This window comes from Hoyosella subflava DQS3-9A1 (genome assembly GCF_000214175.1).
GTDB classification, from domain to species: domain Bacteria; phylum Actinomycetota; class Actinomycetes; order Mycobacteriales; family Mycobacteriaceae; genus Hoyosella; species Hoyosella subflava.
The window spans coordinates 1,605,687-1,631,266 of sequence record NC_015564.1 but is presented as its reverse complement, the minus strand read 5'-3'; the positions used below and the strand labels follow the sequence as shown (position 1 = coordinate 1,631,266).

Sequence of the window (25,580 nt, the reverse complement as noted above, 5' to 3'; positions counted from 1 at the left end):
GCGAGTTGCGGAAATCTGCCTCCCACATCCCGGTTGCCGTGCCGTCACGGCATAACCTCCGGCAGGAAAAGCACGCTGAACGCGGGCAGGGTGTTGTTCACAATATGCGCGACTGTCGAGGACAGGACAGAACCCGTGTAGAGGCGAGCGAGTCCGAACATCGCGCCCGCAAATAAAAGGATGGCCAGGCGCCAGAACTCCACATGCCAGAGCGCGAAGACGACCGTCGTGACGGCGAGAACTGACCAGTTACTGCTGAGAGCAACCAGTATGCCGACCCTGCGCCTGACGAATCGGTACCGCTCGAGCGCCCCCCACAAGATGCCGCGGAAGATGACCTCTTCAGCGATCGGTGCGCCGATCCACACCCACATCACGAGCGCGATGCGCACACTGACGGGCATGGAACCCGTTTCCTCGAGTACCGACGAGGGCACGTCATCGACCACGAGGAAGAGGAGGAACGCGAGAATAATCCCACCGACCACCGCTCCGCCACCAAACGCGAGTCCAGTGGCGCACTGCCTCGTGAACTCGCGCATCTTGGTGGGCAGACCGAAGTCGACGACCGGGCCGTTTCCGCGCGCGAAAGTGATCAGGACAGCTACCAGCGCCGCAGAGAACGTGGGGAGGATGATCGCGAGAAGGATCGCGGGCGATGCGGGATCCTCGACGAGAAAGGCGCCGATGACAAAGCCGAACAGGTTGACAGCAAGGACGACTGCCGCCGCCCCTAGTCCCCATCGCTGACCAGGCTGTCTGCGCAGTGCCGCTTCGTCGGATCGCCACCAGCGACTGCGCTGGGAGGACATTTCGCGCCCGGTGGGAGCGCCCCCTACCGTCGACTCGACCTTAGCTGTGCTTCCGGTGCTCGTCGGGTACCACCAGTCAGTAGGCACCGGCGGAAAGGGTTCACGGGGCTCGTCGTGAGGATCGGGAGTATCACTGCCGTCATCGGCACGCCTCACGCAACCACCTTGCCGGCGCACACCACGCGAACTGGGTCACGGAGAGTGTCGAGGTTTACCCGAGGATCCTCTCGATAGACCACGAAGTCAGCACGCTCGCCAGGCATGTAGTTCTGCACCGCGCCAAGCCAGCTCCGAGCGCCCCACGAACCTGCCGCGATCGCATCTTCCGCGGTCATACCCACCCGCACCAGAGACGCGATTTCGTCGACAATCCGGCCATGCTCGATCATCCCGCCGGCATCGGTCCCGGTGTAAACATGTACCCCAGCGTCGATAGCTGCGCTTATCGTGGCATCTCCACGCGCGTGAAGGGCGCGCATATGGTCGGCGTACATCGGGAAGCGCGCCGCGCTGTCCGCGATTTCGGGGAAGTTCTCGATGTTGATCAGGGTCGGCACCAGGGCAATCTGGTTGCGTGCCATGAATTCGATCGTTTCTTCGGTGAGCCCCGTGCCATGCTCAATGCAGTCGATCCCCGCAGCAAGCAGGCCGGGGAGCGCGTCACTTCCGAAGACGTGCGCAGTCACCCGTGCCCCTTCATCATGTGCGGCGGCGATGGCTTCTTTCAGGACGACGTCACTCCAGAGCGGAGTCAGATCACCGACTTCCCGGTCGATCCAGTCGCCAACGATTTTGACCCAGCCGTCACCAGATTGAGCCTGACGACGAACTTCACCGGGCAAGTCCGCTTCGTCATCCAGGTCGACCCCAAGGTCTCGGATGTAGCGTTTGGGAGCTGCGATGTGGCGTCCGGCCCGGATGATGCGCGGCAGTCCTGGTTCCCCGTCCAGAAATCGGGTCGGAACGGGCGCTCCCGCATCACGTGCCAGCAGAACACCGGCGCGTGCCTCGGTTTTTGCCTGCCAGCGCGCACCGTCTGGATTTTCGTGTCCACCGCCGTAGCGGATGCCCACATGGCAATGCGCATCGACCAGGCCCGGGAGAATCCAGCCCTCGTCTGTGAGAGTTTCCGCACCGGAAACCGGGCCGTCCTGGAAGACCCCGTCACGGACCCAAAGCTCCTGAGTCACCTCTCCGGGGAGCACGACCCCGCGCACAACCAACGCACTCATGGATCGCTACTTCTTCTTCCCCTGGTTCGGGAGGTTCAACTGAGACAAATCGAGACCCTCGAGCCCTGGTGGCAGCTCATCGAGACCTTTGGGCATGCCCGACAGATTCGGCATGCCAGCGGGGAGGCCACCGGGCATACCACCGCGCACCTTCGGCGGAGTCGGACCGCGCCCGCGGCCCTTGCCCTTCTTGCCTTTTTTCGTTCGCCTGCGCTGCGAGCCGGGGAGACCCATACGTCCAGCCATCGCAGACATCATTTTGCGAGCTTCGAAGAAGCGATCAACCAGCTGGTTGACATCGGACACCTTGACGCCTGAACCGTTTGCGATCCGCAGACGCCGGGACGCGTTGATGATCTTGGGATTAGCCCGCTCAGCTGGGGTCATGCCCCGGATGATCGCTTGGATTCTGTCGAGCTGCTTCTCATCGACCTGGTCGAGCGCATCCTTCATCTGCCCGGCACCAGGGAGCATGCCCATCAGATTTGCGATGGGGCCCATCTTGCGGATCGCCATGAGCTGGTCGAGGAAGTCCTCTAGCGTCAGCTCACCCGAACCGATCTTCTGGGCAGTGGCCTCAGCCTCCTGCGCGTCGAAAACCTGTTCCGCTTGCTCGATGAGGCTCAGTAAGTCACCCATGCCGAGGATTCGGCTCGCCATGCGGTCAGGGTGGAATACGTCGAAGTCCTCGAGCTTCTCGCCCGTCGACGCGAACATGATCGGACGGCCGGTGACCTCACGAACGCTGAGCGCTGCACCACCGCGAGCGTCGCCGTCGAGCTTCGTCAGGACGACACCGGTGAATCCGACGCCCTCAGCGAACGCGTTAGCGGTGCTCACCGCGTCCTGACCCACCATCGCGTCGAGGACGAAGAGCGTTTCGTCAGGCTGAACCGCGTCCCGGATGTTCGCAGCCTGCTCCATCAACTCTTCATCGATGCCCAGTCGCCCAGCGGTATCCACAATGACGACGTCGTACTGCTTCGTCCGAGCCTCCGCGACCCCGTCGCGAGCGACATTCACCGGGTCGGAAGCGGTAATACCGAGCGGGTTCGCTCCCCCGCCGATTGAGGTGCCCGGATGCGGCGCGAAAACGTTCACTCCCGCCTTCTCACCCACGATTTGCAACTGGGTGACGGCACCGGGCCGCTGTAGGTCGCACGCGACAAGCATCGGGGCATGGCCCTGTGCTTTGAGGTATTTCGCGAGTTTCCCGGCCAGCGTGGTCTTACCCGAGCCCTGCAGACCTGCGAGCATGATCACAGTCGGCGGGTTCTTAGCCAGGGACAGGCGACGGGTTTCCCCACCGAGGATCCCGACGAGTTCCTCATTGACGATCTTGATGACTTGCTGCGCGGGGTTCAGAGCGCCGTGTACCTCAGCGCCTTTCGCCCGTACCTTGATTTGTTTGATGAACTCACGCACGACGGGAAGCGCGACATCAGCTTCGAGCAGCGCGAGCCGGATCTCACGGCAGGTGGCATCAATATCCGCGTCAGTCAGCCGCCCCTTCCCGCGCAGACCCTTCAGCGCGCCGTTCAATCTGTCAGAAAGGGAATCGAACACCGAGTGCACTCCTTTACGCGGTTCTCGCCGAACGTCCATACGGATGCTGAGCGACCAGCATGACCGACGATCTGTACCAGGGTAACGGCAGCGGACGCACGGCGGTGCCGCGTGGTGCCCTCAGCGTGCCGACAACCTTACTGCCCTGTTTTCCTGGGCGCGGGCTGCGGCAGCACCATACGGACTGCCGCGTCAGCACGAGACCGGCCGTAATCTCCCGCCCCCCGCACAAATCGCACCGAGAAGACGTCGTCGACGTACGCCCCCATCGTAGCTACCTTCGCCCACTTGATGTCCGCACCCGCCCCCTCGAGTGCGAAGGCCACGCGGCAGAGGAGCCCCAGACGGTCCACGGAACGAATCTCGAGCAACCCTTCGTCCGTTGCGGCCGCGGGCAGCCATCGCACAAGTGGCGGTGCGTCTGGATACTGGATCGGGACTGCGGCGGGAAGCGTCCCCAGCACAGTCGAGCCGGGAACCGTCAGTCCAGCAGCGATGGGGTCCGAAGCCAGTTCGTCCGCGAGGACACGCGTCGCCAGATCCTGCCGCTCGTCAAGCATCCTCAGCACATCGATGCCACCGCTCAGCGCGCGGATCAGCTCCTGACGGAGGAACCCTGCATCGGGCGGTGTGCCGAATCTCGGTGACACCATGAATACGTTCACGACGCTTCCGTTCACCCCGGACACCGACGCGGCGTGGACGCGCAGCGAATGCAGCGATAGCAAACCAGCTGCCTTGGCTAACAGCCCTGGCTCGTCGGGTCCGCTGATCGTCAGCTCATACATGTGATGACCGTCAGTGGGCTTCAGCGAGACACGCAAAGGCACCTTGCCGGTCTCGTCCGGCTCCAATCGCTCCAGGAGACCCTCGGGCACCGGATCTTGCACGGGCAACTCTTCGCCGTCGAGAACGCGCTCACATCGGCGTACGAGCTCCGCTATGAGTGACGCCTTCCACTCGCCCCACACGCCGGGGCCAGTCGCATGGGAATCGGCCTCCGCGAGTGCATGAAGCAGTTCGAGGAGGACGCGCGATTCGCCGAGCATGTCGACCACTGCATGAATAATGTCGGGATCATCGAGGTCGCGGCGAGTGGCAGTCTGCGGCAGCAGCAAATGATGCCGCACCATCTCGCTCAGAAGCCGCACGTCCGACTGGGGCAGACCCATGCGCGTTCCCACCTGGATCGCAAGTTCGGCTCCAACGACACTGTGGTCGCCGCCGCGCCCCTTACCGAGGTCGTGCATTAGCGCACCGAGTAGCAGCAGGTCGGGCCGGGAAACGCGCGTGCTCAGCGAGACCGCATACGCCACCGTCTCGACGAGGTGTCGGTCAACGGTCCACGTGTGGATCGCATCCCGCGGCGGCAGGTCCCGCACCGGTCCCCATTCGGGGAGGATGCGCCCCCACAAACCCGTGCGATCCAGCGCCTCGACAACGGGAATCATCTGACGACCAGACCCAAGAAGTACGAGAAGATCATGGACCGCCTCTTGCGGCCACGGCGCTTTCAGTTCCGGCGCCGTATCGGCAAGCCTCCCCAGAGTCCCCGCGCTGAGTGGGAGTCCGCTCACGGCCGCGGCCGCTGCAGCGCGCACGACAAGCGCCGGGTCTCGTTGCGGACGCGCGTCTCGAGCGAGGACGACTTCACCTGCCTGTTCGACCACACCTTCATCGAGAGGCCGCCGGGACGGCAGCTTGCGCAAGCCTCCGAGAATCCCGCGGGGCAGCGCATTACGTGCGGTGCGCACACCAACCTCGACCGAAAAACTGATGGTGCGTGCGCAATCGCTCAGCGTGCGCGCCAAATCGAACCGGTCGCCGATATGCAGAGCTGCCGCGACTTCGTCCGCGTCCTGCGCTCGGAGCTGATCTCGCGCCCGGCCAGCGACCCGATGCTGCTCAGTCCTGATGTCGAGCAGCCGACGGTGCGCAGCCTGCACACGGCCTGCGTTACCGCCGCTACGGAAGCCAGGGGCGGCGTCGGTCAGCTGCGCGGCCGCGAGCGCGTTGAGCAACTGGATATCCCGCAGCCCGCCGCGGCCGCTTTTGAGATCCGGTTCCGAACGATGCGCGATCTCGCCGTTGCGTTCCCAGCGCTGTTCGGCCTGGCGGACGAGTTCGTCGAATCGCACTTTGATGTTGTCACGCCAGCTCTGCCGCACACCGCTGAGCAGCTGACTGGAGAGTTCGCTGTCTCCGACGATGTGGCGCGCTTCGAGCATGCCGAGCGCAGCTGTCATATCGTTTCCGGCGACGTCAAGCGCCTGGGCGACCGTGCGAACACTGTGATCAAGTTTGATGTGCGCATCCCACAGGGGATACCAGAGGCTATCGGCGACCGTCGAAAGCATGCGTGGATTGGCATCGTCGTGGAGCAAGATGAGATCGAGATCGGAGTAGGGCAGCATTTCGCGGCGGCCGAGGCCACCGACAGCGACCACGGCGAACCCGCTGTCAGGCTTGATTCCTAGCTCAGCGCCTTTTGTGTGCAGCCAGACTTCGTAAAGATCGACGAGGACGTCACGCAGTGCCTGCGAGTCGAGTTTCGTACCGGCCGAGAGAAGCTGTTGTTTTGCCCGCGCCAAGTCGGCAGCGCCGGTGGAGACACCGGCCGGGGCCGCGGACGGGCGTGGCCCCGCACCCGCGGCTGACACCGCCGGCACAGGGCCACCCTTTGGCCTCGTGGGCTCAGATCGCATCCGTGCCACGTTCTCCTGTCCGAACCCGGATTACCGAGTCGACGGAGGTAACCCAGACCTTTCCGTCACCGATCTTGCCGGTACGAGACGCCTCGACGATGACATCCACAACCTTGTCGACTGCGGATTCGTCGACGACGACCTCCACCTTGACCTTGGGGACAAAGTCCACCGAGTATTCCGCGCCGCGATAGACCTCGGTGTGGCCCTTCTGGCGGCCATAACCCTGGACCTCGCTGACGGTCATGCCAAGCACGCCCGCCTGCTCGAGACCTGACTTGACGTCCTCCAAAGTGAACGGCTTGACGATTGCCGTAACCAGCTTCATTTCATTTTCCTCCGGGGCGATGAGTGGCGAGTAGTGGGTGTAGGGCTGACAGGCATCCTGCATCGCTAGGAGCGAATGCGTGTCGCGGATGCCTGTCAGCCGTAACTAGATTCCATCAGACAGTCAATCAGACGAGGTCGTATGCCGTTTCAGCGTGTTCAGCCTCATCGATTCCACTGTGCTCTTCCTCGATCGTGACTCGCCAGCCGAAGGGCTTGAGGATGAGCGCGATGACCAGGGTGACCACCGCCGCGAAGACCACTGCCACGATCGCGATCAGGGTCTGAACGACTAGCTGACCAATTCCACCGCCGTAGAGGAAGCCCGTCTCGGTAGCGAGTGCACCAATCGCGACGGTGCCCCACAGACCGGCGACGAGGTGGACGCCCACAACATCGAGCGAGTCGTCGTAGCCGAACTTGAACTTGAGCCCGACAGCCAGTGCGGACAACGCGCCAGCGATGACACCCAGCGCGATCGCGCCGACGGGGCTGATCGAACCTGCTGCAGGAGTCACTGCGACAAGACCCGCGACGATACCGGAGGCGGCACCAAGGCTCGTGGCCTTGCCATCGCGGATCCGCTCCACCACAAGCCAGCCGAGGATTGCCGCTGCGGTCGCAGTCGTGGTGTTGACCCATGCTAGGCCAGCCATGCCGTCCGCGGCGTACGCCGAGCCAGCATTGAAGCCGAACCAGCCGAACCACAGCAGTGCTGCACCGAGCATGACGAACGGGAGGTTATGCGGACGGAAAGCAGTCTTGCCGAAGCCTTGACGCTTCCCGATGATCAGCGCGAGCACAAGGGCAGCGACACCAGCATTGATGTGAACGACTGTGCCACCAGCGAAGTCGATCGGACCGACGCCCTCGAACATGTCAGCGAACGGGCCATCATCGGACAGGAGACCCCCGCCCCAGACCATGTGAGCGAGTGGGAAGAACGAGAACGTCACCCAGAGTGCGGCGAATGCCAGCCACGTGCCGAACTTCACGCGTTCGGCGAGCGCGCCGCTGATCAGCGCAACGGTGATGATGGCGAAGGTCGCCTGGAAGCCCACATCGACAATCACGGGCAGACCGTCGGCGAGGAGGAATTCTCCCTCGCCATCGTAAATCGCCCCGTTCAAGCCGAACTGCTCAAACGGATTACCGAAGATCCCGCCGATGCTCTGCTCCGCGTACGACATCGACCAGCCCCAGAGCACGTAGATCACGCTGACTACGCCCAAGGTTCCAAATGACATCATCATCATGTTCAGCACTGACTTCTGCCGGGACATGCCGCCATAGAAGAACGCCAGGCCCGGGGTCATGAGCAGGACCAATGATGCGGACACCAGCATCCATGCTGTGGTGCCGTAATTGATCTCTTCCACCTAATTCCTCCTCCCGGCGCGCCCGTCAGCACGCCGCTTGGGGAAAGACTGCTCACCCGTTGTTTCCACGGGGGCGCCGCCGTGTTTCGTTGACGTGAACGAACGCCCAGAATGTGTTACTTCGACATTGCACCTGGGGGTATTCGTCCGGATTACTGCACATCCTCGAAGGTGTCGACGCGCGGAATCATGTGATCTGGATCATCGAGTACGTGCTCGATTTCAGGTTCCACTTCACTTTCTGGCACCCCGACCGCTTCATGGAGGCCGGAATACTCCCCGACCGGTTCTTCCGGGAAAGCTGGTGAGCCGATGCCCAGCCACGCTGGCACCCGGCGGCTTTCACCATCTGGACTAATTCCGGGACTACATACAGCGTCTTCGAGTTCTGGACATGCCCCGGCTGGGGCTGCCCCGTCATGCACGCCCTGTCCCGCCCAGAACACTCCACTGTGCCGGTGCACCAGCAGCGCCGACGAGCCTCCACTGTCGAGCTGAACACCCATCGCTGCCCCAAGGCCTCGCAGCAAGTCACCCAGCTCCGCCTGGGTCAGACCCGATTCTGGGTCCATGTTCGAGCCCGCCTGTATCAGGAAGAGCCGATCGTACTTTGGGCTATAGCCAATCGCACTCCGGCCAGTCCTAGCTTCATCCGGCATGTCCACATCCCCGGAGGGATGCAGGAGCGACAGGCCCGCGAATGCGACGAACGCCCTCCCCGACGCCTCGAGTTCATCAAGGCGCTGCTCAGCCGCGGGGTTCTCGAAGGGACGGGGCGCTACCAGCATCTCGATGGTGCTCGCGCCAGAGCCATCACCACTAATAAGGAAAGTCGCTAGCCGGCCCCACCCGTTCTCGAGTTCGCCTGTCAGCCCCATCGGCCCGCGATAGAAGCGGCCCGTGCCGTCGGACCGGATCGCCTCGTCAAGACGCTCGCGCCCCGGATCGTCGTGGTTGTCGTAATACACCCCAAACGGAGTGCTGCAGTTCGTGTCGCGCCAACCCTGGCCGCCAAGCTGGGGACGCACGTCGAAGAAGTTGGTATTAATCAAGATCGCTGGGCGTTCCAGCGCATCCCACGCCTCCCGCGCTGTGAAGAGCGCTGACTGCTGCACTGTTCCGTCGGCCGTCTGGGCGTTCGGGTTGCTCGCGCACCGGTCTGCTCCGCCATGTGCGTCGAGAAGCAGCCGCCCGGTTATCGACTGTGATGCATGTGGAACGACGACGATACGGACATCGTGCGCCGTCGAATACCAATTCAGGTCCGACGATTGCATCGGTGCGGGGAACTCGGGCCCCGCTTGGTAGGCCACGACGCGCCCGCCCGCGTCATCAATCGCCGCAGCTACGAGGGTGCGGGCATCTGGCTCCTGCGCGAGTGCCGGACCTGGCGCCATCACGGTACAAGCGGCGACAGCGAGACAGGCAGCAACAGCGGGGTAGCGACGAGACCAAGTACGCACAGGTCAACCTCCAGCGCTGGGCACTATGAGAGGGCAATTCCTCTTGCCTGTCCAATCTCGGCCGGAAGTCCACATCCGCGCGCGCGTGACACTCATCGCGCTTACTTTGTCGTTCGATCGTGACCGGGGCTTTACCGGAAACGCCACACGGTGGCCCCGGAGGTCGATCCGGTGAAGAAAACCGCGCTATCCGCGTCATTCTCCACCGAATCGACAGGCAACTCCCCTATAGCAGCGCATCAACGAACGCGTTCGGCTCGAACGGGGCGAGGTGGTCCGCGCCCTCTCCGAGGCCGACGAGCTTCACTGGCACACCGAGTTCATGCTGCACCTGGAAGACAATCCCACCCTTCGCGGTGCCATCCAGTTTCGTGAGAACCACACCCGTAATGTCCACGACGTCGGCGAATACGCGCGCCTGAGCCAGGCCGTTCTGGCCGATCGTCGCGTCGAGCACAAGCAGCACCTCATCGACGGGCGCCTTCTTCTCGACGACGCGCTTTACCTTGCCGAGTTCGTCCATCAGGCCTGTTTTCGTGTGGAGACGCCCGGCGGTGTCGATCAGGACCGAGTCAACACCAAGCTCGATTCCGCGGCTGACGGCGTCGAACGCCACCGACGCTGGGTCTGCTCCCTCACGGCCGCGTACTACCTCGGCACCAACGCGCTCGGCCCATGTCTGCAACTGGTCGGCCGCAGCAGCACGGAATGTGTCGGCGGCGCCAAGCAGGACACGGCGGCCATCAGCCACGAGCACCCGGGCGAGTTTACCGGTGGTCGTCGTCTTACCTGTTCCGTTGACTCCAACGACAAGTGTCACCGATGGGCGATCACCGTGCGGCAGGATACGAATGGAGCGATCTAGCTCGGGCCGAAGTGCGTCGACGAGGACTTCCTTCAGCAGTCCGCGCGCTTCGGCCTCGGTCCGGATCGTTCGGGCCGCCATCTCTTCCCTCAGTCGGTCCACAATCTTTGTGGTGGTCGCCGAACCGAGGTCCGCGATAAGGAGTGTGTCCTCAACTTCCTCCCACGAGTCTTCGTCCAGATCGCCGCCGCCGAGCAGGCCGAGCAAGCTCTTTCCGACAGCATTCTGCGATCGCGACAGCCGTCCGCGCAGCCGGTCGAGGCGGCCCTCAGTGGGTTCGATTTCCTCGATTTCGGTGACGCGAGCCTCTTCCGCAGGCTCAGCCTCAGCGGGTTCGACCGGGGCGGGCGCGGCGTTCGAGGGTGTTTCCGGCTTTTCGGCGGCGGTTTTCTCAGTCGGTTCCGTGACAGGGCGAGGTGTGGGCGCTTCCGGGATCTCCACATCGCGAATCAGCCGTTTGGGTGCGTCACGAGGAACGGCGGCGTCGTCTCCGACGTGTGGTTGGCCCTCGGTGTCAGTGCGTTCAATGAGCGGAGGTTCCGGCGGAGCTGCAGGGCCTGATGGTTTCCCGGGAGGCGGTTTGAGTGCGGTCGAGCCAGACGGGCCCGTCGTGAAACTGAAGCCTCCTTTCGCCTGGTAACCGCCAGACTTGTCTTTCTCGACTTCAGGCGGCTTCGTGAGCGAGATCTGCCGACGCCGATAAAGGACAGCGCCAGCAACCAGCGCCACGAGGATGATGGCGGCAATAGCCGCAACGACAATCCAGAGTTCGGTGGTCACCCGGGCAGTATTCCAAACCTCAGGCCGAAGTGCCGCATGCGTTCACCGGGGAGCCGCAATCAGGGAGTGAAGCCGTCGAACTGAACGATCTCGCTGAGCGGTGCCCGCTCAGCCATGAATGCGTTCGCGGGGTCTGCCGTGTCGGCATACCGATCCCATTCCGCAGAACAGCATGTGTTTCGTCTGGCGGGGCGAGGACCTCAGCGACGGAGCGATGGTAGATCGACCATGCGCGCCGTACAACTGCTCCCCCAGCCGGAACCGGCGATCCCGGTTCAGCCGCTTCACGACGACTGAACGGAGCCGGTTTCCTCGCTCGATCACGACCGAGGTTATGCGGGCGCGAAGCGGTCTGGTGAGTCGCCGCCTTGAGGGCGTCGGACATCAAGGGGCCGCGTCAGGCTGTGTATTGGGGCTATTGACCGAATCCGCACCAAACCCGTCGGGACGATGGGGCATCAGCACAGACACCGCGACGATCCCGACCCCGAGGATCGCACCGACGCCGAAGGCCCACTGCATACCGCCGACCTGGGCGGCGGTGTCGTTCGCCCCGGTGTCGGCGAGTGCTTGCGAACGTACCGCCAGGACCGTCATGGCGATGGCGGTGCCCATCGCCGCTGCTACCTGTTGCAACGTTGCCAGCAGTGAACTGCCATGCGAGTACAGGTGCTGTGGGACGGCGCTCAGGCCCAGGGTGAAAACCGGAGTGAATAGGCACGCAAGTGAAACCATCAAAACAATGTGGACCGCGAGGATCATCCACATCGGCATTACCAGGCTGACCTGAGTGAGAGTGACCAGCGCGGCCAACACACCTATCGCTCCAGGAACGACCAGCGGACGGCCACCGAAACGGTCGAAGCAGCGGCCGATCGTAGGCCCGAGAAGACCCATCGCGAGGCCGCCAGGCATCATCAACAGCCCCGTCTGCAGCGCGGACAAGTCGCGCACGTTCTGCAGGAACAATGGGAACAGCACCATTGCGCCGAGCATCGCCATGAATGCAAAAACCATGAGAACGAGCGCCAGAGCGTAGGTGCGGTAAGTGAGGGTGCGCAGGTCGAGCAACGGCGAGCTCCTCCGCTGCAAGCTCAATTGCCGTACAACAAACAGCCCAATACCCAGCACGCCAAAGCCAATTGTCAGCGCGGGTGACAGGAATGGATCAGGCGCCCCGATCTCACTCAGGCCGAATACAAGTACCCCGAATCCGAGTGCGGCGAGAACGACACTGAGCTTGTCGAGAGGCACCTCACCGGTCTCGCCAACGTTGTTCAGGTATCGCATGCCGACGGCCGTGATCAACGCAGCGATGGGGAGCACAGCGACGAATACAAATCGCCACGAACCCACTTCGAGTATCAGGCCGGAGACCGCTGGGCCCATCGCAGGGGCTACAGAGATCGCCAACATCACGTTGCCCATGACTCGGCCCCGGTCGCGCTCCGGAACGACCGTCATCAGTGTCGTCATCAGCAGGGGCAACATGACCGCGGTGCCTATCGCCTGGATGATTCGTCCGGCGAGCAGGATCTCGAAGGTAGGCGCCAGTGCGGCCACCAGAGTGCCGACAAAGAACACGGACATCGAGAGTCCGAATGCGATGCGTGTGGTGACGCGCTGCAAGAACCAGCCAGTAGTTGGGATGACTACCGCCATGGTGAGCATGAAGGAAGTCGACAGCCACTGAGCTGTCCGCTCGGTGATGTCGAAGGCGACCATCAACCGCGGCAGCGCGTTGATCAAGATCGTCTCGTTGAGAATCACGATGAATGTCGCCGCCACCAGCCAATGCAGCACCTTCGGTGTGCCGGTGCGCTCGGCCGCCATAGCTGTTGTGGACTGCAACGCAGAATTGCGCACGACGCAACCTTTCTGGGTACAGGCGTGACACCCAAATCCACTCACGAGGAGCCGCGGAGGCACATCCGCCCCGAGGGGGCGGCGGCACGGAGAAGAACTTACGTCCCGCGTCCTGAGGCCCGCAACATCTTTTCTACGGGATGTTCCTTTTGCGAAAGTTGCCGGAGCCCCGCCACTTCCAGGACGAGTGAAGCCAGTCGGTCCGTGTCAGCCGACGAGGGTCGATAGGCGTTGTTCGAGCTCGGCGAGTTGCTCACCCGTCCGCATTGAGCGATCGAGTACATGTACATAAAGCTCTGTGCCTTCTAGGTTTACGGAAAGCGTGCCCGGCATCAATGAGGTGATAGCGGTCAGCGCAACCCGGCTCATATCGTCAGGCAGCGTCGTGTGGTGTGTCACCATGCCAGGGTCCAGATCGACGGGACGTCGCAGCGCACGCACTGCGACGTCCGCACCACCGCGGAAAGACTGCCACAGAAACCAGAGCAGCAGCGTTGTTCCGGCCAGTAGTCGGCGCGGCAGCGGACCACTCCGCCTCCTCGGAGGAAGCAGCATCAGCGAAAGCGCGGCCGAGAGAGGCACGACGACGAACCCGTACTGGAGCATGTCGGAGGCACCCTCAGTCAGCACCCACCACATCAGCGCGAAAACTGCGGCCCGAGGCAGGGCGCCCCGTGCCCTGTCCCAGAACGCCACAGCGCCGGTGCCGGACAGACGATTCATCGCAGCACCACCATGACGATCATCGCGCCACCGAGCAGAAGGACAACGATGCCGGACGCGGTCCAACTGGCGAGCCGCCGCTCGATGTTCTCGAGTGCTGCCATAGGAGGCGGTATCCGGTGTGTGGTGGCGGCGATCCCGGCCGCCCACGCGGAACTCCGCCCCGTCACATACTCTGTCCCGTGCATGACCGCGCCGCCGATGCTGCGAGCCAGCCGCTCTTCTGGCACGAGAAGGTCGCCAGGCGGGACGGTCCAGCGCCGCACAAGGGACGCAATCCCGGCCGTCTGATTCCAGCGTGTAAGCGACCATGCAAACACTGCTAGCCCGAGTCCCAACAAGATCGGCCAGCTCGCATCCCACAGTGCTGACCCCTCGCGGCTGGGAACAGAAATGAGAGGCGTCCACTGCACAGCAAGCAGCCACGTCAGCACAGTTCCTCCGACAATCAGAACCGACCAGCTCAGCAAAGCGCCGTCCACACCCCACGCCCGGTCTCGGCTGCCCGTCAGCAGCAGCCAGCCTGCACGCAGAAGCAGCAAGGTTGACACAGTTCCCACCAGCGGCAGCAGGTCAGCAAGCTCCACACCGAGTAGCCCCACAGGCTCGATCGCCTCTTTGGCCGCGTACTTGGCGACGGCACCTGAACCGAACGGCGCGCCCGCAACGGCAAGAGCTAGCAGACACAGCCCGCCGATGACCCACCAGCGGACCCAGCCGTCACCGTGTGTCCGCCACACGGTGACACCCAGGAACAAGCCTCCCTTAGCCATGCCGTGGTGCACCGCATAAACCACTGCGGCGAGCACGCACGCTGACGCGATCTCCGGCTCAGCAAGCGCCGCTCCCACGAGGACCGCGAGAAACCCCATCTGGCTGATACTGCTGTACGCGAGCGCAACTTTCGTATCGTTCTGCAACAGACCTGGTACTAGCGCGGCGAATGCACCGACCAGTGCGAGCACAACGAGGGCCTGTCCCCAGCCGGGCATAGCGACTTCGCCCAGTGGGAGGAAACGCAACCAGCCCACCAGACCAGCTTTGATCATCGTTCCGCTGAGCACGGCGCTCGCGGGGGGTGGAGCGGCGGGGTGTGCGAGCGGAAGCCACACGTGCAAGGGGACCGTCCCGGCCTTCACGCCGAACCCGACGAGGAGCAACAGGACTATCAACTCAGTGTGACCCGATTCCGCCACCGCCGAGGGCGCATCGGCGAGCAGCATCCCGCCCGCATCCACCACCATCATCAGCGCGGCCAGCGTCGCCATCTCGCCCAGCAACGTCAGCACGATATAGATACGGCCGGCGCGGACGGCTGCCGCGGTCCCTTCGTGAATTACCAACCCATATGCGGACAGACTCATCACCGTGAACCCCAGGTAGAAAGTCACGGTGTCTGCTGCGACGAAAACCAGCGCGTTGCCCAGGAAACTGGCTAGGAGGAATCCGGCCAGGACAGGAGCCCGTTCCGTACGTGAACTGTATGTCGCGATCAGTGCGGCAGCATAGAGCAGCACGGCGACCAGCAAGAGTGGGCGGCCGACGTCATCGACCGTGAGGTGCGTACCAAGAAGTAGCCACGGCAGCTCAATGGGCCCGGCACGTGGGCCTAGGAGGGCGAGCGCCCCGAACGGCAGCAAGGCGAGTGCTGCGTACTTGGTAATGAATTCGCGTCCCTTTTCGGAGCTGCGCGCGCCACCGAGACCGGCCAGTCCAAGCGCAGCGACAGTCAGAACTGGAACCAGAATCGCGGAAACCCACAGCACACTCATTAGGCGTAGAACCTCTCCGCGATGACGCGCGCCAGTTCCACTGAAGACACATCAAGCCCAGCGAAAACACCAACTGCGACAGCAAGTCCGGCGGTTGCCATCGTCGGGATCAACAGCGCGGGCGCCGCCTCAAGTCGGGTGCGCTTAACCGCGACGCTGCTGTTCCATCCTGGGTCAGTCTGCGGCTCACCCCACCACATCGAGTAGACAGCGGGAAGGAAGTATGCGGCGTTGAGGATGCTGCTCAACAACAGAATGCCGAGAATCCACGCTTGGTCTGCTTCCAGTGCCCCCAACCCCAAATACCATTTCGACACGAATCCCGCGACCGGCGGGAGACCAATCATCCCGAGAGCACCGACAGTGAATGCAGCACACGTCAAAGGCATTCGGCGCCCCAGGCCACTGAGCTGGCTGAACTTCTTCACGCCCAGTGTTTCTGCGAGAAGCCCTGCACAGAAAAACAGGGTGATCTTCATCAGGCCCTGGTTCACGATATGTGCGACCGCGCCCGTCATAGCAATCACGCTGGGTATCGTGAGACCCAGCGCAATGTACGAAAGCTGGCTGACTGTGGAATACGCGAGCCGCGCTTTGATTCCGTCCTGGCGGAGCGCCTGAACGGAACCGTAAACAATTGTGATCGCTGCGATTGCGGACAGTGGAGCCAGAACACCGAGTTCGCGAGCGACTTCGACCCCGAACACTCCGTTGACCACCAGAGCGATTCCGAACACGCCGGCCTTCACGACGGCCACAGCGTGCAGAAGCGCGCTGACCGGTGTGGGAGCAACCATAGCTTTGGGCAACCACGTGTGCAGCGGAACCAATGCAGCCTTTACGGCAAGTCCGGCTATGAGCAGACCGAAGATCAGCGCGGCGGTACCGGGCTGCTCATGAGCCAGTTCAGCTACTTGAGGACTGCCACGGTCGGCGAATTCAACGGGACCTGCTACAGCTGTGAGCCAGACCACCCCAAGCAGGAGCACCACACCCCCGGCCATTGTGTAACGCAGGTAGGTCCGCGCGCCCGCAAGAGCCTCAGGCGTCTGCCGGTGCGCAACTAAGGGGTACGTGGCCAGTGTGAGTAGTTCATAGAAGACGAGGAACGTCACGAGGTTGCCTGACAGTGCAATTCCTGACGTCGCGGTGACGCAGAGGCTGAAGAACGCAAAGAACCTGCTGCGGTGCGGCGAGTTTTCCAGGTATCCGATGGCGTAAATCGTGGTCAAGAACCAGAGCACTGAGGAGAGAGTCAGAAAATACAGGGCAAACGGATCTATCCGCAACAGAAAGTCGATGCCCGGCACAAACGGTGCTCGAAACTCGATCGTCTCGCCGGCAACCGCGAACGGAATGAGCGCGAATACGAGCACCACCTTCAAAGTCGCACCTGCCATATTGACGCCAGTGCGCGGTCGATGCTGATCGTCACGGAGAAAGAAGATGATGGTGGCAGGCACCAGTGAAAGCGCCAGGATTACGAGAGGGATCCACTGATAGATCACGTTACAAACCTCCCATTGCAGCGCCTGCCTGGAGGAGTTCCGTGAGATCAATTGACCTCAGGCCCAGAACGATCGTGAGCACGGCGAGCAGCAGCGCGGGATACTGCATGCGCTGAGGAATTGGGTGGTAATCAGTACGCACCGTGGTGAATTTTCCTTGCTCTACCTTCGCTTGCTGATCGTCGGCGTCCTCAGTGTCGAGCAAGATTCGCAGGACTCGTGCTGTGTACGCAAAAGTGAGAAGTCCGCCGATGAGAAGCACCGGGATCCACCACCACTGTCCGGATTCTATCGACGCGTGAAGCAACTGCCATTTACCTACGAAGGCCAAAGTCGGCGGCAGACCCGCAAGGCTCACCCCGGCGATGGCCATCGACATGGAGGCCACCGGCATTCGGGCCGCAGCGCCGCGCAGCTGCTCAAGCTCGTCGGTTCCGTGCGCGTGGGCGAAGCTGCCCGCCGCCATGAACATCGCGGCTTTGGCCAGTCCATGCGCGAACAGGAACACCAGCGCGCCTTCCCAGGCCAGCGCGCTAGCAGCACCGTCACCAGCTATGACGAGCGGAAACAATAGGAAGAAGTACCCCACCTGAGCGACGGTCGAGTACGCGACCACACGTTTCAGCTTGCTTTGCCGAAGCGCCAGAGCAGCGCCCCAGAGCGCGGCGACAGATCCCACCGCACCCAGAACATAGGCAAGTTCTGTGGGTGCCGAGCCTTGCGACAGATTGATCCACATTCGGGCCAGCACAAAGAATGCCGCCTTGATCACCAGCGCTGACATCAGCGGACTCACCGCTGCCGGAGCACCCGCGTGTGCGGGCGGTAACCAGGAATGCAAGGGGAAGAGCGCCACCTTGATCGCGAGACCGAGCGTCATCACCCCAAGCGCGACCAGCAGAACCAGTCCCCCGGTTGTCTCCTCTGCAGCACCGAACGTAGCTAAGGTCCCCGTCTCCGCGTACACCAGTGCGACACCGAGCAGGAAGAGAAGGGAGCCAAGGACCGCAATGAGAAGGTACCGGAGAGCCGGGAGCAGCGCGGCACGACCACCGAGAGCAACAAGTGCGACCGCGGCGACAGTGAGAAGTTCGAGCGCCACGTACGTATTGAAGAGATCGGCAGACACGTACACCGCGTTGAGTCCCGCCAAAAGGAACAGCCACAGCGGCCAGAACCAGTAGCCGCCAGTGATTTCCGGCGTCGCGGATGCGAATACGCATACGACGAGCCCAACGCCGGCCGTCATCAGAAGCATGGCCGCGCTGAATCCGTCACTCATGAGCGCGATGGCGACGGGTGTCTCCCAGCCGCCGAGCACGAGCATCAGGGGGCCCGACGAACCAACCTGGAAGGCGACAGCACAACCAGCAGCCAGCACTAAGGCCGTTGTCACCGTGCTGATCAACGGCGTCAGCCGCCGTGGCCCCAGATGGGTCGTCAGCGAAGTAAGGATCGCGCCCACCAAGGGCAGCAGCACGACTACGGGCAGCAGATTAGCCATCTGACTCCCGTGGGCCGGATCGTACGATCTCGGTTCGTTCAATCCGGCGGATGAGCGCGAGGGCAAAACCCGTGATACTCACCGTGATTACGATGCCTGTGAGCACGAGAGCATGCAGCACCGGATCAGGTTCGCTGGCGTCCCGGACCGTCGCAAGAGACATGAGGATCAGGAACACCCCGGCCCCTGCAACGTTCAGCGCAACTACTCGTCTTATCAGGTCTCCGGTTAGCAGCATTCGCGCCGCCCCGAAGACAAACAGCGCGACACCAACGATGATGAACAACTCCGCTCGGCTCACGCGCGCTCCGGATTTCCGGCGATGAAAAGCGCCGCTAGCCCCGCACCAATGCTCACCGTCAGGGCCGCCTCAATCAGCAGGACGACAACGCCTCCCCATCCGTCTGCCACATCCAGCCACTCTCGGCCAGCGGCAAATGTGCCCACACCTGCAGCCACGAAAACTGCCAAACCGATAAGGGCAGCCGGAACCAGCCATTTTCCGGTCACCATGCTCCGCGCCCGCCCCGAGAGGTACAGCAGCAAAAACACGCCGGTCAGCATCGCGCCGGCCTGGAACGCGCCTCCTGGCCGCGTGGATCCCGCGACAAGCAACCACCCCGCCAGCATGACAACGACTGGGGCTATGAGCCGTACAAAACCAAGCACGACAGGGCGGGTTTCGGTCACCCAGGCGACACGCGTCAAACGGCTATCGCACAGCAGCGCCAGCGCGGCGACCACAGCCGCAGCCAGGACGGCTATCTCCAGCAGCGTGTCATAGGCACGGAAATCCAGCAGCACCGCCGTAATGGGGTGGTCAACAACCGCGTCGGCTACCGCGGCACTGGCTTGCACCTCAAGCGGGTCGGCCGGGGCAATCCGGGCAGCGGAGACAGCAGCTACACCCACGAGTGTGACGGCACTCACTCCAATGGCAGCCTCCAGAACCATCAGAGTTCGCCTTCCCACGTTGCCTTCTTCATGCGACGTTTCAGGATGGTCAGTCGCCGCGGCGAGAAGAAAAGCGCCAGTGACGCCCGAGGCGATCGCAGCTTCCGCGATCGCGATGTCCGGGGCACCCAGTCGGGCCCAAAGAACAGTGAGCAGCAAGCCAAGGACGAGGAAAGACATCACTCCCACGATCCGGCGCGACCCGTACAGCGCCGCCGCCGCACCGAGCAAAACAGCGACTCCAAGGAGCACATCGAAGACGTCGATCAACTTCGCGTCCCCTCCTGGCCTGCGCTCTCCTGCTCCGCGCCGCCGTGCGCAAGCAAGGTCGCGCTTGTCGCCGCCGCCACCAGCGCGAGCAGCCAGATCAGCACGAGTTTGAGCGCGATCGCAACCGAACCCGCCTGCAGGATCAGGCCGAGCACGATCAATCCCAGCCCCAGATTGTCCGCTTTGGTCAAAGCGTGGATTCGCGTCCGAAGGTCGGGAAAGCGAAGCAAACCAACCGTCCCTGCGGTAAAGAACACGCAGCCCAGACCGATAAGAAGAGTAGTCAGCACATCCGCGATCACGGCGATCATGCGCGGGCCTTCTCTCCCACGATACGAACGATAATGATGAGCGCGGCGAGCGCAACCAGCGCGAGAGCAGCATCGCGGAGCGCAGGCACGTCCATTGCCTGCGCAAGCAAGACCAAGACCGCCGTGCCGGTCGTCGAAAGCAGCAGCAGACCGGTGAGACGGTTCCGTGCGTCCGGGCCCAGCCCTATCCGGGCCGAGGCCACCACGATATTGAGCAGCAGCACGAGCGCCGCACCGAACAGCACCTTCTCGATCCCGGCTCACCTCCTAGCTATCGCCACGAGCCAACTTCTTCTCATCGATCTTCGGACCGTCTCCCGCCTCATGATCCTATTCATTGCTCTCCGTCGCACGGTTAAAGCAGCGTAATGTCATTAATATGGTGTCGCCTGAGCACACGGTCGGTAGCTTCCGATATTGGCCTCGATCTGACCGGTGGGAGTGGTCGGACGAGGTCGCGGCAATTCACGGTTATGCGCCAGGGACTGTTCAACCGACGACAGACCTCATTCTGAAGCACAAGCATCCCGACGATGTCGCGGAGATCAGCGCTCTCCTCGATTTGACCAGGACCGCGAACGTGCCGTTCAGCGGGAGGTACCGCATCATCGACACCGGTGGCCGCACCCACTATGTCGTTGTAGCGGGCCGGACGGTGCAGAACGAGCAGGGCGATCCGGACGGTACCGAGGGCTTCTACATCGATATGACTGACGCGTGGACGCATGATATGCAGTCCTCCGCCGATGAAGCTGTCGGGAAGGTCGTGAAATCGCGCGCCTTGATCGATCAGGTCAAGGGAATGCTGATGGTCGTCTACGGGATCTCGGCCGAACGCGCTTTTGACGTTCTCGCGTGGCGCTCCCAGTCGACGAACAAGAAAATCAGCGCACTCGCGTCACAAATCCTGGTGGATGTCGCCGAAATCGACGGCGGAGACGAACTCCGCGCCGCGTTCGACAGCATCCTGCTCACCGCGCACGAGCGGATCCCCGAAGCGCCCCCACTAGCGAAGCTCAATCACATTGGCGAAGTCACCGCACGCTCCCCACATCTACTCCACAAGCAAGAAGCTAGCGTTCGGTCGCAATGAGGGTTGACCGCAGCGTGATGGCTAACTCCAGACGATCCGCTGTTCGAGCCTCCGCAACTTCTGACGTCGACGGGAATTCGACTCCCCTATCCACGCGATGCGCCCGCAGAGGTGCTCCCGGAAATTCGTGCGGCCTTCCCTGTTCTGAGACGCGGGACCGTACCGGATGCAGTTGTGCAGCAACGCCTTCAACGCCTCATAGTCGTCTCGGCTTGCTTGCGGATGCGCGTTAACAACAAGCCCGGCTAAACGCTGACGGTGATGAGCACGCATCACTTTCGTCTTCGACGGGTGCACGAAAAATCCCTCGTCGCGCACGATCGCGCGTACTGTCCACAGCAGCTGTTCCACGTTCACGACATCACCGGAGAAAGCCAGGTCGTCGGCGTATCTGGTGTAGTGCAGTCCCTGCGATTGTGCTAATCCGGCGAGACGGCGATCCAGATTCCGCGCTACGATGTTCGCGAGTGCAGGCGACGTGGGCGCACCCTGCGGCAGATGCCGCGTGCGCAGCAGCGTTGCCTGCTCGAACGGCATCCCCCGCAGAATTGGCGCGGGCGTCGCCGTCGTGCACAGTCCCGCCAGTAGCGACGCGACCGTTGGCGGGTAGCCGACCGCCGCGAAAACGGCGCGGACCCTCGGCGCCGTAATTGTGCTGAAGAACCACCGCAAGTCAATCCGCACAACAAGGTCAGCGCCCACGTGGGCACTCCCGAATGTGTGCACGCTGCGGCCGCGACGAAAGCCATGCGCTGCCGCATGCAGGGGCAAGCCATCGAGGACATTGCTCAAGATGCGGCGTTGTACCTCCCGCAGCCGCACCTTCGGCGCCTCGAGCCATTTCGATAGCGGTAATGATGCAGCCGTCCAGGCTTACTTCGCAGCCTGCCTTGCACGTCGGCGAACCACTCAAGTTCGGGCATCGTGAGGTCGAGCGCCTGGCACAGCGCACGCGGCGTCTGCCAGTGCGGCACATCGAACTTCCACAGAGAAGACTCGACAATCACCTCGACCGGAGTGGCAGGCAGTTCAGGGAGTTCGGCAAGGACATTCCGGATCGTTGATTCGCCCTCTATCGGCTCCCCCGGCATCAGATCCAGCATGCGGCGGGCAAGAAGGACAGGATCTGCGGCACCCGCCTCGCCGAAACGTTCCTCGAGGCCGCTGCGGGTCCACGGACCAGCGACAGCCGCCGCCGCGAGCAGGTCAGCCTCCAGACGCGTGAACGCGCGGGGAGGACGCGATGGCACGCTCACACTCAGCCCCGCTGTGATATGCGAGGCGCGGCGCGACCACAACCTGTCGTCAGCGGCGCACGGGCGCACGCGCAGCGTGCCGAAGTGCGTCGGACGATGTGCCCAACTTGTAACGCGCAGCCCGGGGTTACCCCGGACATGGAAAGGGCGACAGCCCTCCCACTCTCGCGCACGCGCACTCGCATGGGCTATAGGGTGCCATAGTTGCGCCAGAAGATCATTTCGTGGCCCCTATGTCTCCAGGGGAGGAGATCAGGCGCGAATCCTCAAGCGCGCGAGCGCGAGAGCGGCGACCGCGCGGACCGCGTGCAGGGTCTGCGGCACTTGGATCTGGTGCGCAAGTCTATTGACTGCCCAGATAAGCGTCTCGCGCGTTTCACCGCCCGGCTCGCTATGAAACTGTTCGATCGTGAGGTTGCGGACTTCCGAGGGATCCACCCCTACCTGTTTGGTCAACAGATAGAGCATCGTGTTGACGTCACACAAATCTGTGCCGTCCGCTACGTCAATTTCGCCCCGGCAAACGGTGGAAGACTCCCATGTAACAGTCACTCTGCGAATCAATGGCATCTCACACCTCCCGCACGTAGTGACTGTCTGTTACTTTCTACTTGTAGCAGGAAATGCGAAAGCGATGCGCGTTAATCTGGAGATTTAACGGTGAAAGTGGGCCATCCGCGGTCCTCATCCTGAATGCGCATGCCCTACACGCGGATAGACACAGCGTGATACCCACGGTAGCGATACTCATACCTCCTGAATGCGAGATATTGTTCATATTGCCACTAAGTGACAGCCTGTGCTGAACTACGGTTGCTCAGCTAGCGGGGAGTTGGGACTCCAATGGTGTGGTCCAGCTGGGCAGCCAATGAGGGCACTCCAGCTATCCTCGCTAGCGGGGCTCCACTCCGGCGTCAGTCGCGCGCCGGGAAGTCGAGTCGGCTCTGCGGTGGGTTCCGAGGGCTTGGCAGAGGACTTCGTGGACATAGCCGGTTTCAGCGGGAGCGTTGTCGATGAGAATAGCGGTACATAGGCCGTCAGACGCGGCGACGAGCGCGGCGACAGCCTCAGGCGCGTCAGTGAGCGTAGCAGCGAGCGCCGCCACGTCTTCACGCCAGCGGCGCGCTATCGGCGCCAGCGCTGGACGGCGTGCGGCCAGGGTAGACAGCTCACGTTCGGCCAACGCTCGTTCTCGCCCCGCCCCGGCGGTCTCAACGATCAGTTCGGCCAGACCCCGCACCTTGTCGCCGGGATCCTCCACGATCTGACGGATGCGCGCGCTATAGATGTCAGCGACGCTCGTCAGTGCCGCGACGAGCAAATCATCCAGGGTAGCAAAGTAATAGGTGCTGAGACTCGCGGTGATCCCGGCTTGCTTCGCGACGGTTCGGTGGGTGACACCGGCGGCCCCCTCGCGGGTAACGACGGCGAGGGTGGCATCGATGATCTCAGCTCGGCGCCTATTGCCCTTGGCCCGGCGCCCATCGATGGCTTCGCTCTCGTCGTCCTGCATGTCCCTCCTTTGCGCTCGAGGGTAGTCGAACCTGTTACCGCTGGTCCGTCTCTCCTTCCTGAATTTCGCCGAGCGGACGTAGGTGTCGCAGAGCGACAAGGCACAGCAGTACCGCGACGAGAGTGACCGCACCAGCGGTGACGGCGGCGATGTTCACGCCCATGGTGAAGGCCTCCTGCGCAGCCTGCAGAACTCTAGGGGAAACCCGTTCAGCCACCGATAGCGCACCAGAGAGGCTTCCGGTAACACGTTCTGCGACTTCAGTTGAGGCTTGGGAAGTTTCGGCCATCCTGTGGGAATAGAGGGCGGCGGTGAGGCTGCCCAGCAATGCAACCCCGACCCCGATGCCGAGCTCTTGGACCGTTTCGGACATCGCAGCGGCCGACCCGGACTTAGAGGCAGGCGCTGCGCCGACGACGGTGTCGGTGCCGAGCGCAGCGATCGCGCCTAGACCGAGATAGATGAAGGTGAAGCCGACTACCACGCGAATCGAATCCCCAGTGCCGATTACAGCCAGCAACGCATACCCGACCACCGACAATCCGAGCATAAGCCCCATGACAATGCCTGGGCGAGCCCGCCTGGCGATCAAGGGCGCACCGATGGCGGCGGCGAACATCGCCAGGGCTGGCGGGCCCATCCATAGACCCGCCGCGAACGGCGTAAGCCCCTCGACGAGCTGCAGGTACTGGGTGACCAAGTACATGGTCCCGCCCACTCCGACCAGTCCGATCAGCAGCACTGTAAGCGCCGCGGAGAAAGCGCGGTTAGCGAACAAGGTGACGTCCAGCAGTGGGGACGCAAGGCGGCGCTGCCTTTTCACGAACAACACACCCGCGGCACCGCCAAACAGAACGAAGAGCAGTGCTAATACGCCGAACCCGTAGACGGCCGTACGCTTGATCGCATATATGACCGGCAGAATGGTCGCCAGCGAGAGTGCGACACTGACCAGGTCAAGTCGTCCCGCTTGCGGATCGCTGTACTCGGGCAGCAGAAACCCTGCACAGGCGAGCACAATCACCGCGATCGGCACGGCGAGCAAAAAAGCTGCACCCCACCACAAGATCTCGACCAGTGCACCGCCAACGACCGGGCCAGCGGCCATTCCGAGTGCGAACATCGTCGCCCACACTCCTATCGCCACGGCACGCTGACGCGCATCAGAGAACATGTGCGAGATCAACGACAATGTAGAGGGCATCAGTGTGGCGCCCGCGATTCCCAGCAGCGCCCGGGCCAATATCAGCATTTCGGCGCTCGGAGCGAAGGCTGCGAACACTGACACCACTGCGAATGCCACCATGCCGACCAGCAGCAGACGACGCCTGCCTATCCGGTCACCGAGGGTCCCCATTGTGATGAGGAACCCAGCGATGAAGAACCCGTAGGCATCCATAATCCACAACGTCTGCGTCGCTGACGGATCCAGAGCGGCGGACAGACTCGGCAGCACCAGGTAGAGAACAGTCACGTCCAGGCCAAGCAGCACTGTCGGCAGCCCTAGTAGCCCCAAGCCTGCCCATTCGCGCATTCCCGCACGCCTCACCCCGACGTCGAGCATAGAACCCCCTAAACCGTTGATCTACTTGAACGATAGTACAACTAGTGCGATCGTTCAAGTAAATTCCCCGTCCGCCCCGGTTCAATCAGGAATCAAGAAGCTTGGGAGCGATGGCCG

The 25,580-nt window shown here is 62.7% G+C and carries 23 protein-coding genes; 1 reads left to right on the top strand and 22 read right to left on the bottom strand.

The window, feature by feature from the left end; all coding sequences use genetic code 11:
• Positions 1 to 44: 44 nt before the first annotated feature.
• From AS9A_RS07565 to AS9A_RS07485, 17 genes are all read right to left on the bottom strand, one after another.
• Positions 45 to 968, bottom strand: a complete 924-nt coding sequence (locus tag AS9A_RS07565; RefSeq protein WP_013806362.1) for a CPBP family intramembrane glutamic endopeptidase — start codon at positions 966 to 968, stop codon at positions 45 to 47.
• Positions 965 to 2,044 (bottom strand): amidohydrolase family protein, encoded by a 1,080-nt coding sequence (locus AS9A_RS07560; RefSeq protein WP_041450940.1) that lies wholly within the window; start codon positions 2,042 to 2,044, stop codon positions 965 to 967. Before AS9A_RS07560 ends, AS9A_RS07565 begins: the two co-directional genes overlap by 4 nt.
• A gap of 6 nt (positions 2,045 to 2,050) precedes the next feature.
• Positions 2,051 to 3,610 carry a signal recognition particle protein gene (gene ffh / locus AS9A_RS07555; RefSeq protein WP_013806360.1) on the bottom strand — a complete coding sequence of 520 codons (1,560 nt, stop codon included), beginning with the start codon at positions 3,608 to 3,610 and terminating at the stop codon, positions 2,051 to 2,053.
• A gap of 137 nt (positions 3,611 to 3,747) precedes the next feature.
• Positions 3,748 to 6,315: a [protein-PII] uridylyltransferase gene (locus AS9A_RS07550; protein ID WP_041450939.1), complete on the bottom strand. Its 2,568-nt coding sequence runs from the start codon at positions 6,313 to 6,315 to the stop codon at positions 3,748 to 3,750.
• Positions 6,305 to 6,643, bottom strand: a complete 339-nt coding sequence (locus tag AS9A_RS07545; protein WP_013806358.1) for a P-II family nitrogen regulator — start codon at positions 6,641 to 6,643, stop codon at positions 6,305 to 6,307. Before AS9A_RS07545 ends, AS9A_RS07550 begins: the two co-directional genes overlap by 11 nt.
• Positions 6,644 to 6,770: 127 nt before the next feature.
• Positions 6,771 to 7,988, bottom strand: a complete 1,218-nt coding sequence (locus AS9A_RS07540) for an ammonium transporter (RefSeq protein WP_202798205.1) — start codon at positions 7,986 to 7,988, stop codon at positions 6,771 to 6,773.
• A 185-nt stretch (positions 7,989 to 8,173) separates the two neighbouring features.
• Positions 8,174 to 9,484 (bottom strand): phosphodiester glycosidase family protein, encoded by a 1,311-nt coding sequence (locus AS9A_RS07535; RefSeq protein ID WP_013806356.1) that lies wholly within the window; start codon positions 9,482 to 9,484, stop codon positions 8,174 to 8,176.
• 226 nt (positions 9,485 to 9,710) lie between these two features.
• Positions 9,711 to 11,129 (bottom strand): signal recognition particle-docking protein FtsY, encoded by a 1,419-nt coding sequence (gene ftsY / locus AS9A_RS07530; protein WP_013806355.1) that lies wholly within the window; start codon positions 11,127 to 11,129, stop codon positions 9,711 to 9,713.
• A 384-nt stretch (positions 11,130 to 11,513) separates the two neighbouring features.
• Complete coding sequence (locus AS9A_RS07525; protein ID WP_013806354.1) at positions 11,514 to 12,995, bottom strand: DHA2 family efflux MFS transporter permease subunit; 1,482 nt, start codon at positions 12,993 to 12,995, stop codon at positions 11,514 to 11,516.
• Between the two features lie 207 nt (positions 12,996 to 13,202).
• Positions 13,203 to 13,718 (bottom strand): Na+/H+ antiporter subunit E, encoded by a 516-nt coding sequence (locus AS9A_RS07520; protein ID WP_013806353.1) that lies wholly within the window; start codon positions 13,716 to 13,718, stop codon positions 13,203 to 13,205.
• Positions 13,715 to 15,490 (bottom strand): proton-conducting transporter transmembrane domain-containing protein, encoded by a 1,776-nt coding sequence (locus tag AS9A_RS07515; protein ID WP_013806352.1) that lies wholly within the window; start codon positions 15,488 to 15,490, stop codon positions 13,715 to 13,717. Before AS9A_RS07515 ends, AS9A_RS07520 begins: the two co-directional genes overlap by 4 nt.
• Positions 15,490 to 16,998, bottom strand: a complete 1,509-nt coding sequence (locus tag AS9A_RS07510) for a proton-conducting transporter transmembrane domain-containing protein (RefSeq protein WP_013806351.1) — start codon at positions 16,996 to 16,998, stop codon at positions 15,490 to 15,492. Before AS9A_RS07510 ends, AS9A_RS07515 begins: the two co-directional genes overlap by 1 nt.
• A gap of 1 nt (position 16,999) precedes the next feature.
• Entirely contained in the window at positions 17,000 to 18,502 is a 1,503-nt protein-coding gene (locus AS9A_RS07505) for a complex I subunit 5 family protein (protein WP_013806350.1), read from the bottom strand.
• On the bottom strand, positions 18,495 to 18,803 hold the full coding sequence (locus AS9A_RS07500) for an NADH-quinone oxidoreductase subunit K (RefSeq protein WP_013806349.1): 309 nt from the start codon (positions 18,801 to 18,803) through the stop codon (positions 18,495 to 18,497). The genes AS9A_RS07505 and AS9A_RS07500 overlap by 8 nt, the downstream gene beginning before the upstream one ends.
• On the bottom strand, positions 18,800 to 19,726 hold the full coding sequence (locus AS9A_RS07495) for a Na(+)/H(+) antiporter subunit B (protein ID WP_013806348.1): 927 nt from the start codon (positions 19,724 to 19,726) through the stop codon (positions 18,800 to 18,802). The genes AS9A_RS07500 and AS9A_RS07495 overlap by 4 nt, the downstream gene beginning before the upstream one ends.
• Complete coding sequence (locus AS9A_RS24075) at positions 19,723 to 20,037, bottom strand: cation:proton antiporter (RefSeq protein WP_013806347.1); 315 nt, start codon at positions 20,035 to 20,037, stop codon at positions 19,723 to 19,725. The genes AS9A_RS07495 and AS9A_RS24075 overlap by 4 nt, the downstream gene beginning before the upstream one ends.
• Complete coding sequence (locus tag AS9A_RS07485; RefSeq protein WP_013806346.1) at positions 20,034 to 20,282, bottom strand: hypothetical protein; 249 nt, start codon at positions 20,280 to 20,282, stop codon at positions 20,034 to 20,036. Before AS9A_RS07485 ends, AS9A_RS24075 begins: the two co-directional genes overlap by 4 nt.
• Before the next feature lie 134 nt (positions 20,283 to 20,416).
• On the opposite strand from AS9A_RS07485, the gene AS9A_RS07480 reads away from it, so the two are divergent.
• Positions 20,417 to 21,130, top strand: a complete 714-nt coding sequence (locus AS9A_RS07480) for a PAS and ANTAR domain-containing protein (RefSeq protein WP_013806345.1) — start codon at positions 20,417 to 20,419, stop codon at positions 21,128 to 21,130.
• Between the two features lie 21 nt (positions 21,131 to 21,151).
• On the opposite strand, the gene AS9A_RS07475 is transcribed toward AS9A_RS07480, so the two are convergent.
• From AS9A_RS07475 to AS9A_RS07460, 5 genes are all read right to left on the bottom strand, one after another.
• The gene (locus tag AS9A_RS07475; protein WP_237707887.1) at positions 21,152 to 21,952 is read right to left on the bottom strand and encodes a reverse transcriptase family protein; all 801 of its coding nucleotides are present in this window, start codon (positions 21,950 to 21,952) and stop codon (positions 21,152 to 21,154) included.
• Positions 21,919 to 22,380, bottom strand: coding sequence for a hypothetical protein (locus AS9A_RS24570; protein ID WP_237707886.1), 462 nt, complete (start codon positions 22,378 to 22,380; stop codon positions 21,919 to 21,921). The genes AS9A_RS07475 and AS9A_RS24570 overlap by 34 nt, the downstream gene beginning before the upstream one ends.
• A 258-nt stretch (positions 22,381 to 22,638) precedes the next feature.
• Entirely contained in the window at positions 22,639 to 22,938 is a 300-nt protein-coding gene (locus tag AS9A_RS07470) for a hypothetical protein (protein WP_148262420.1), read from the bottom strand.
• A gap of 340 nt (positions 22,939 to 23,278) precedes the next feature.
• Positions 23,279 to 23,899, bottom strand: a complete 621-nt coding sequence (locus AS9A_RS07465) for a TetR/AcrR family transcriptional regulator (RefSeq protein WP_013806343.1) — start codon at positions 23,897 to 23,899, stop codon at positions 23,279 to 23,281.
• 34 nt (positions 23,900 to 23,933) lie between these two features.
• Complete coding sequence (locus AS9A_RS07460) at positions 23,934 to 25,463, bottom strand: MFS transporter (protein ID WP_041450937.1); 1,530 nt, start codon at positions 25,461 to 25,463, stop codon at positions 23,934 to 23,936.
• Positions 25,464 to 25,580: the final 117 nt, after the last annotated feature.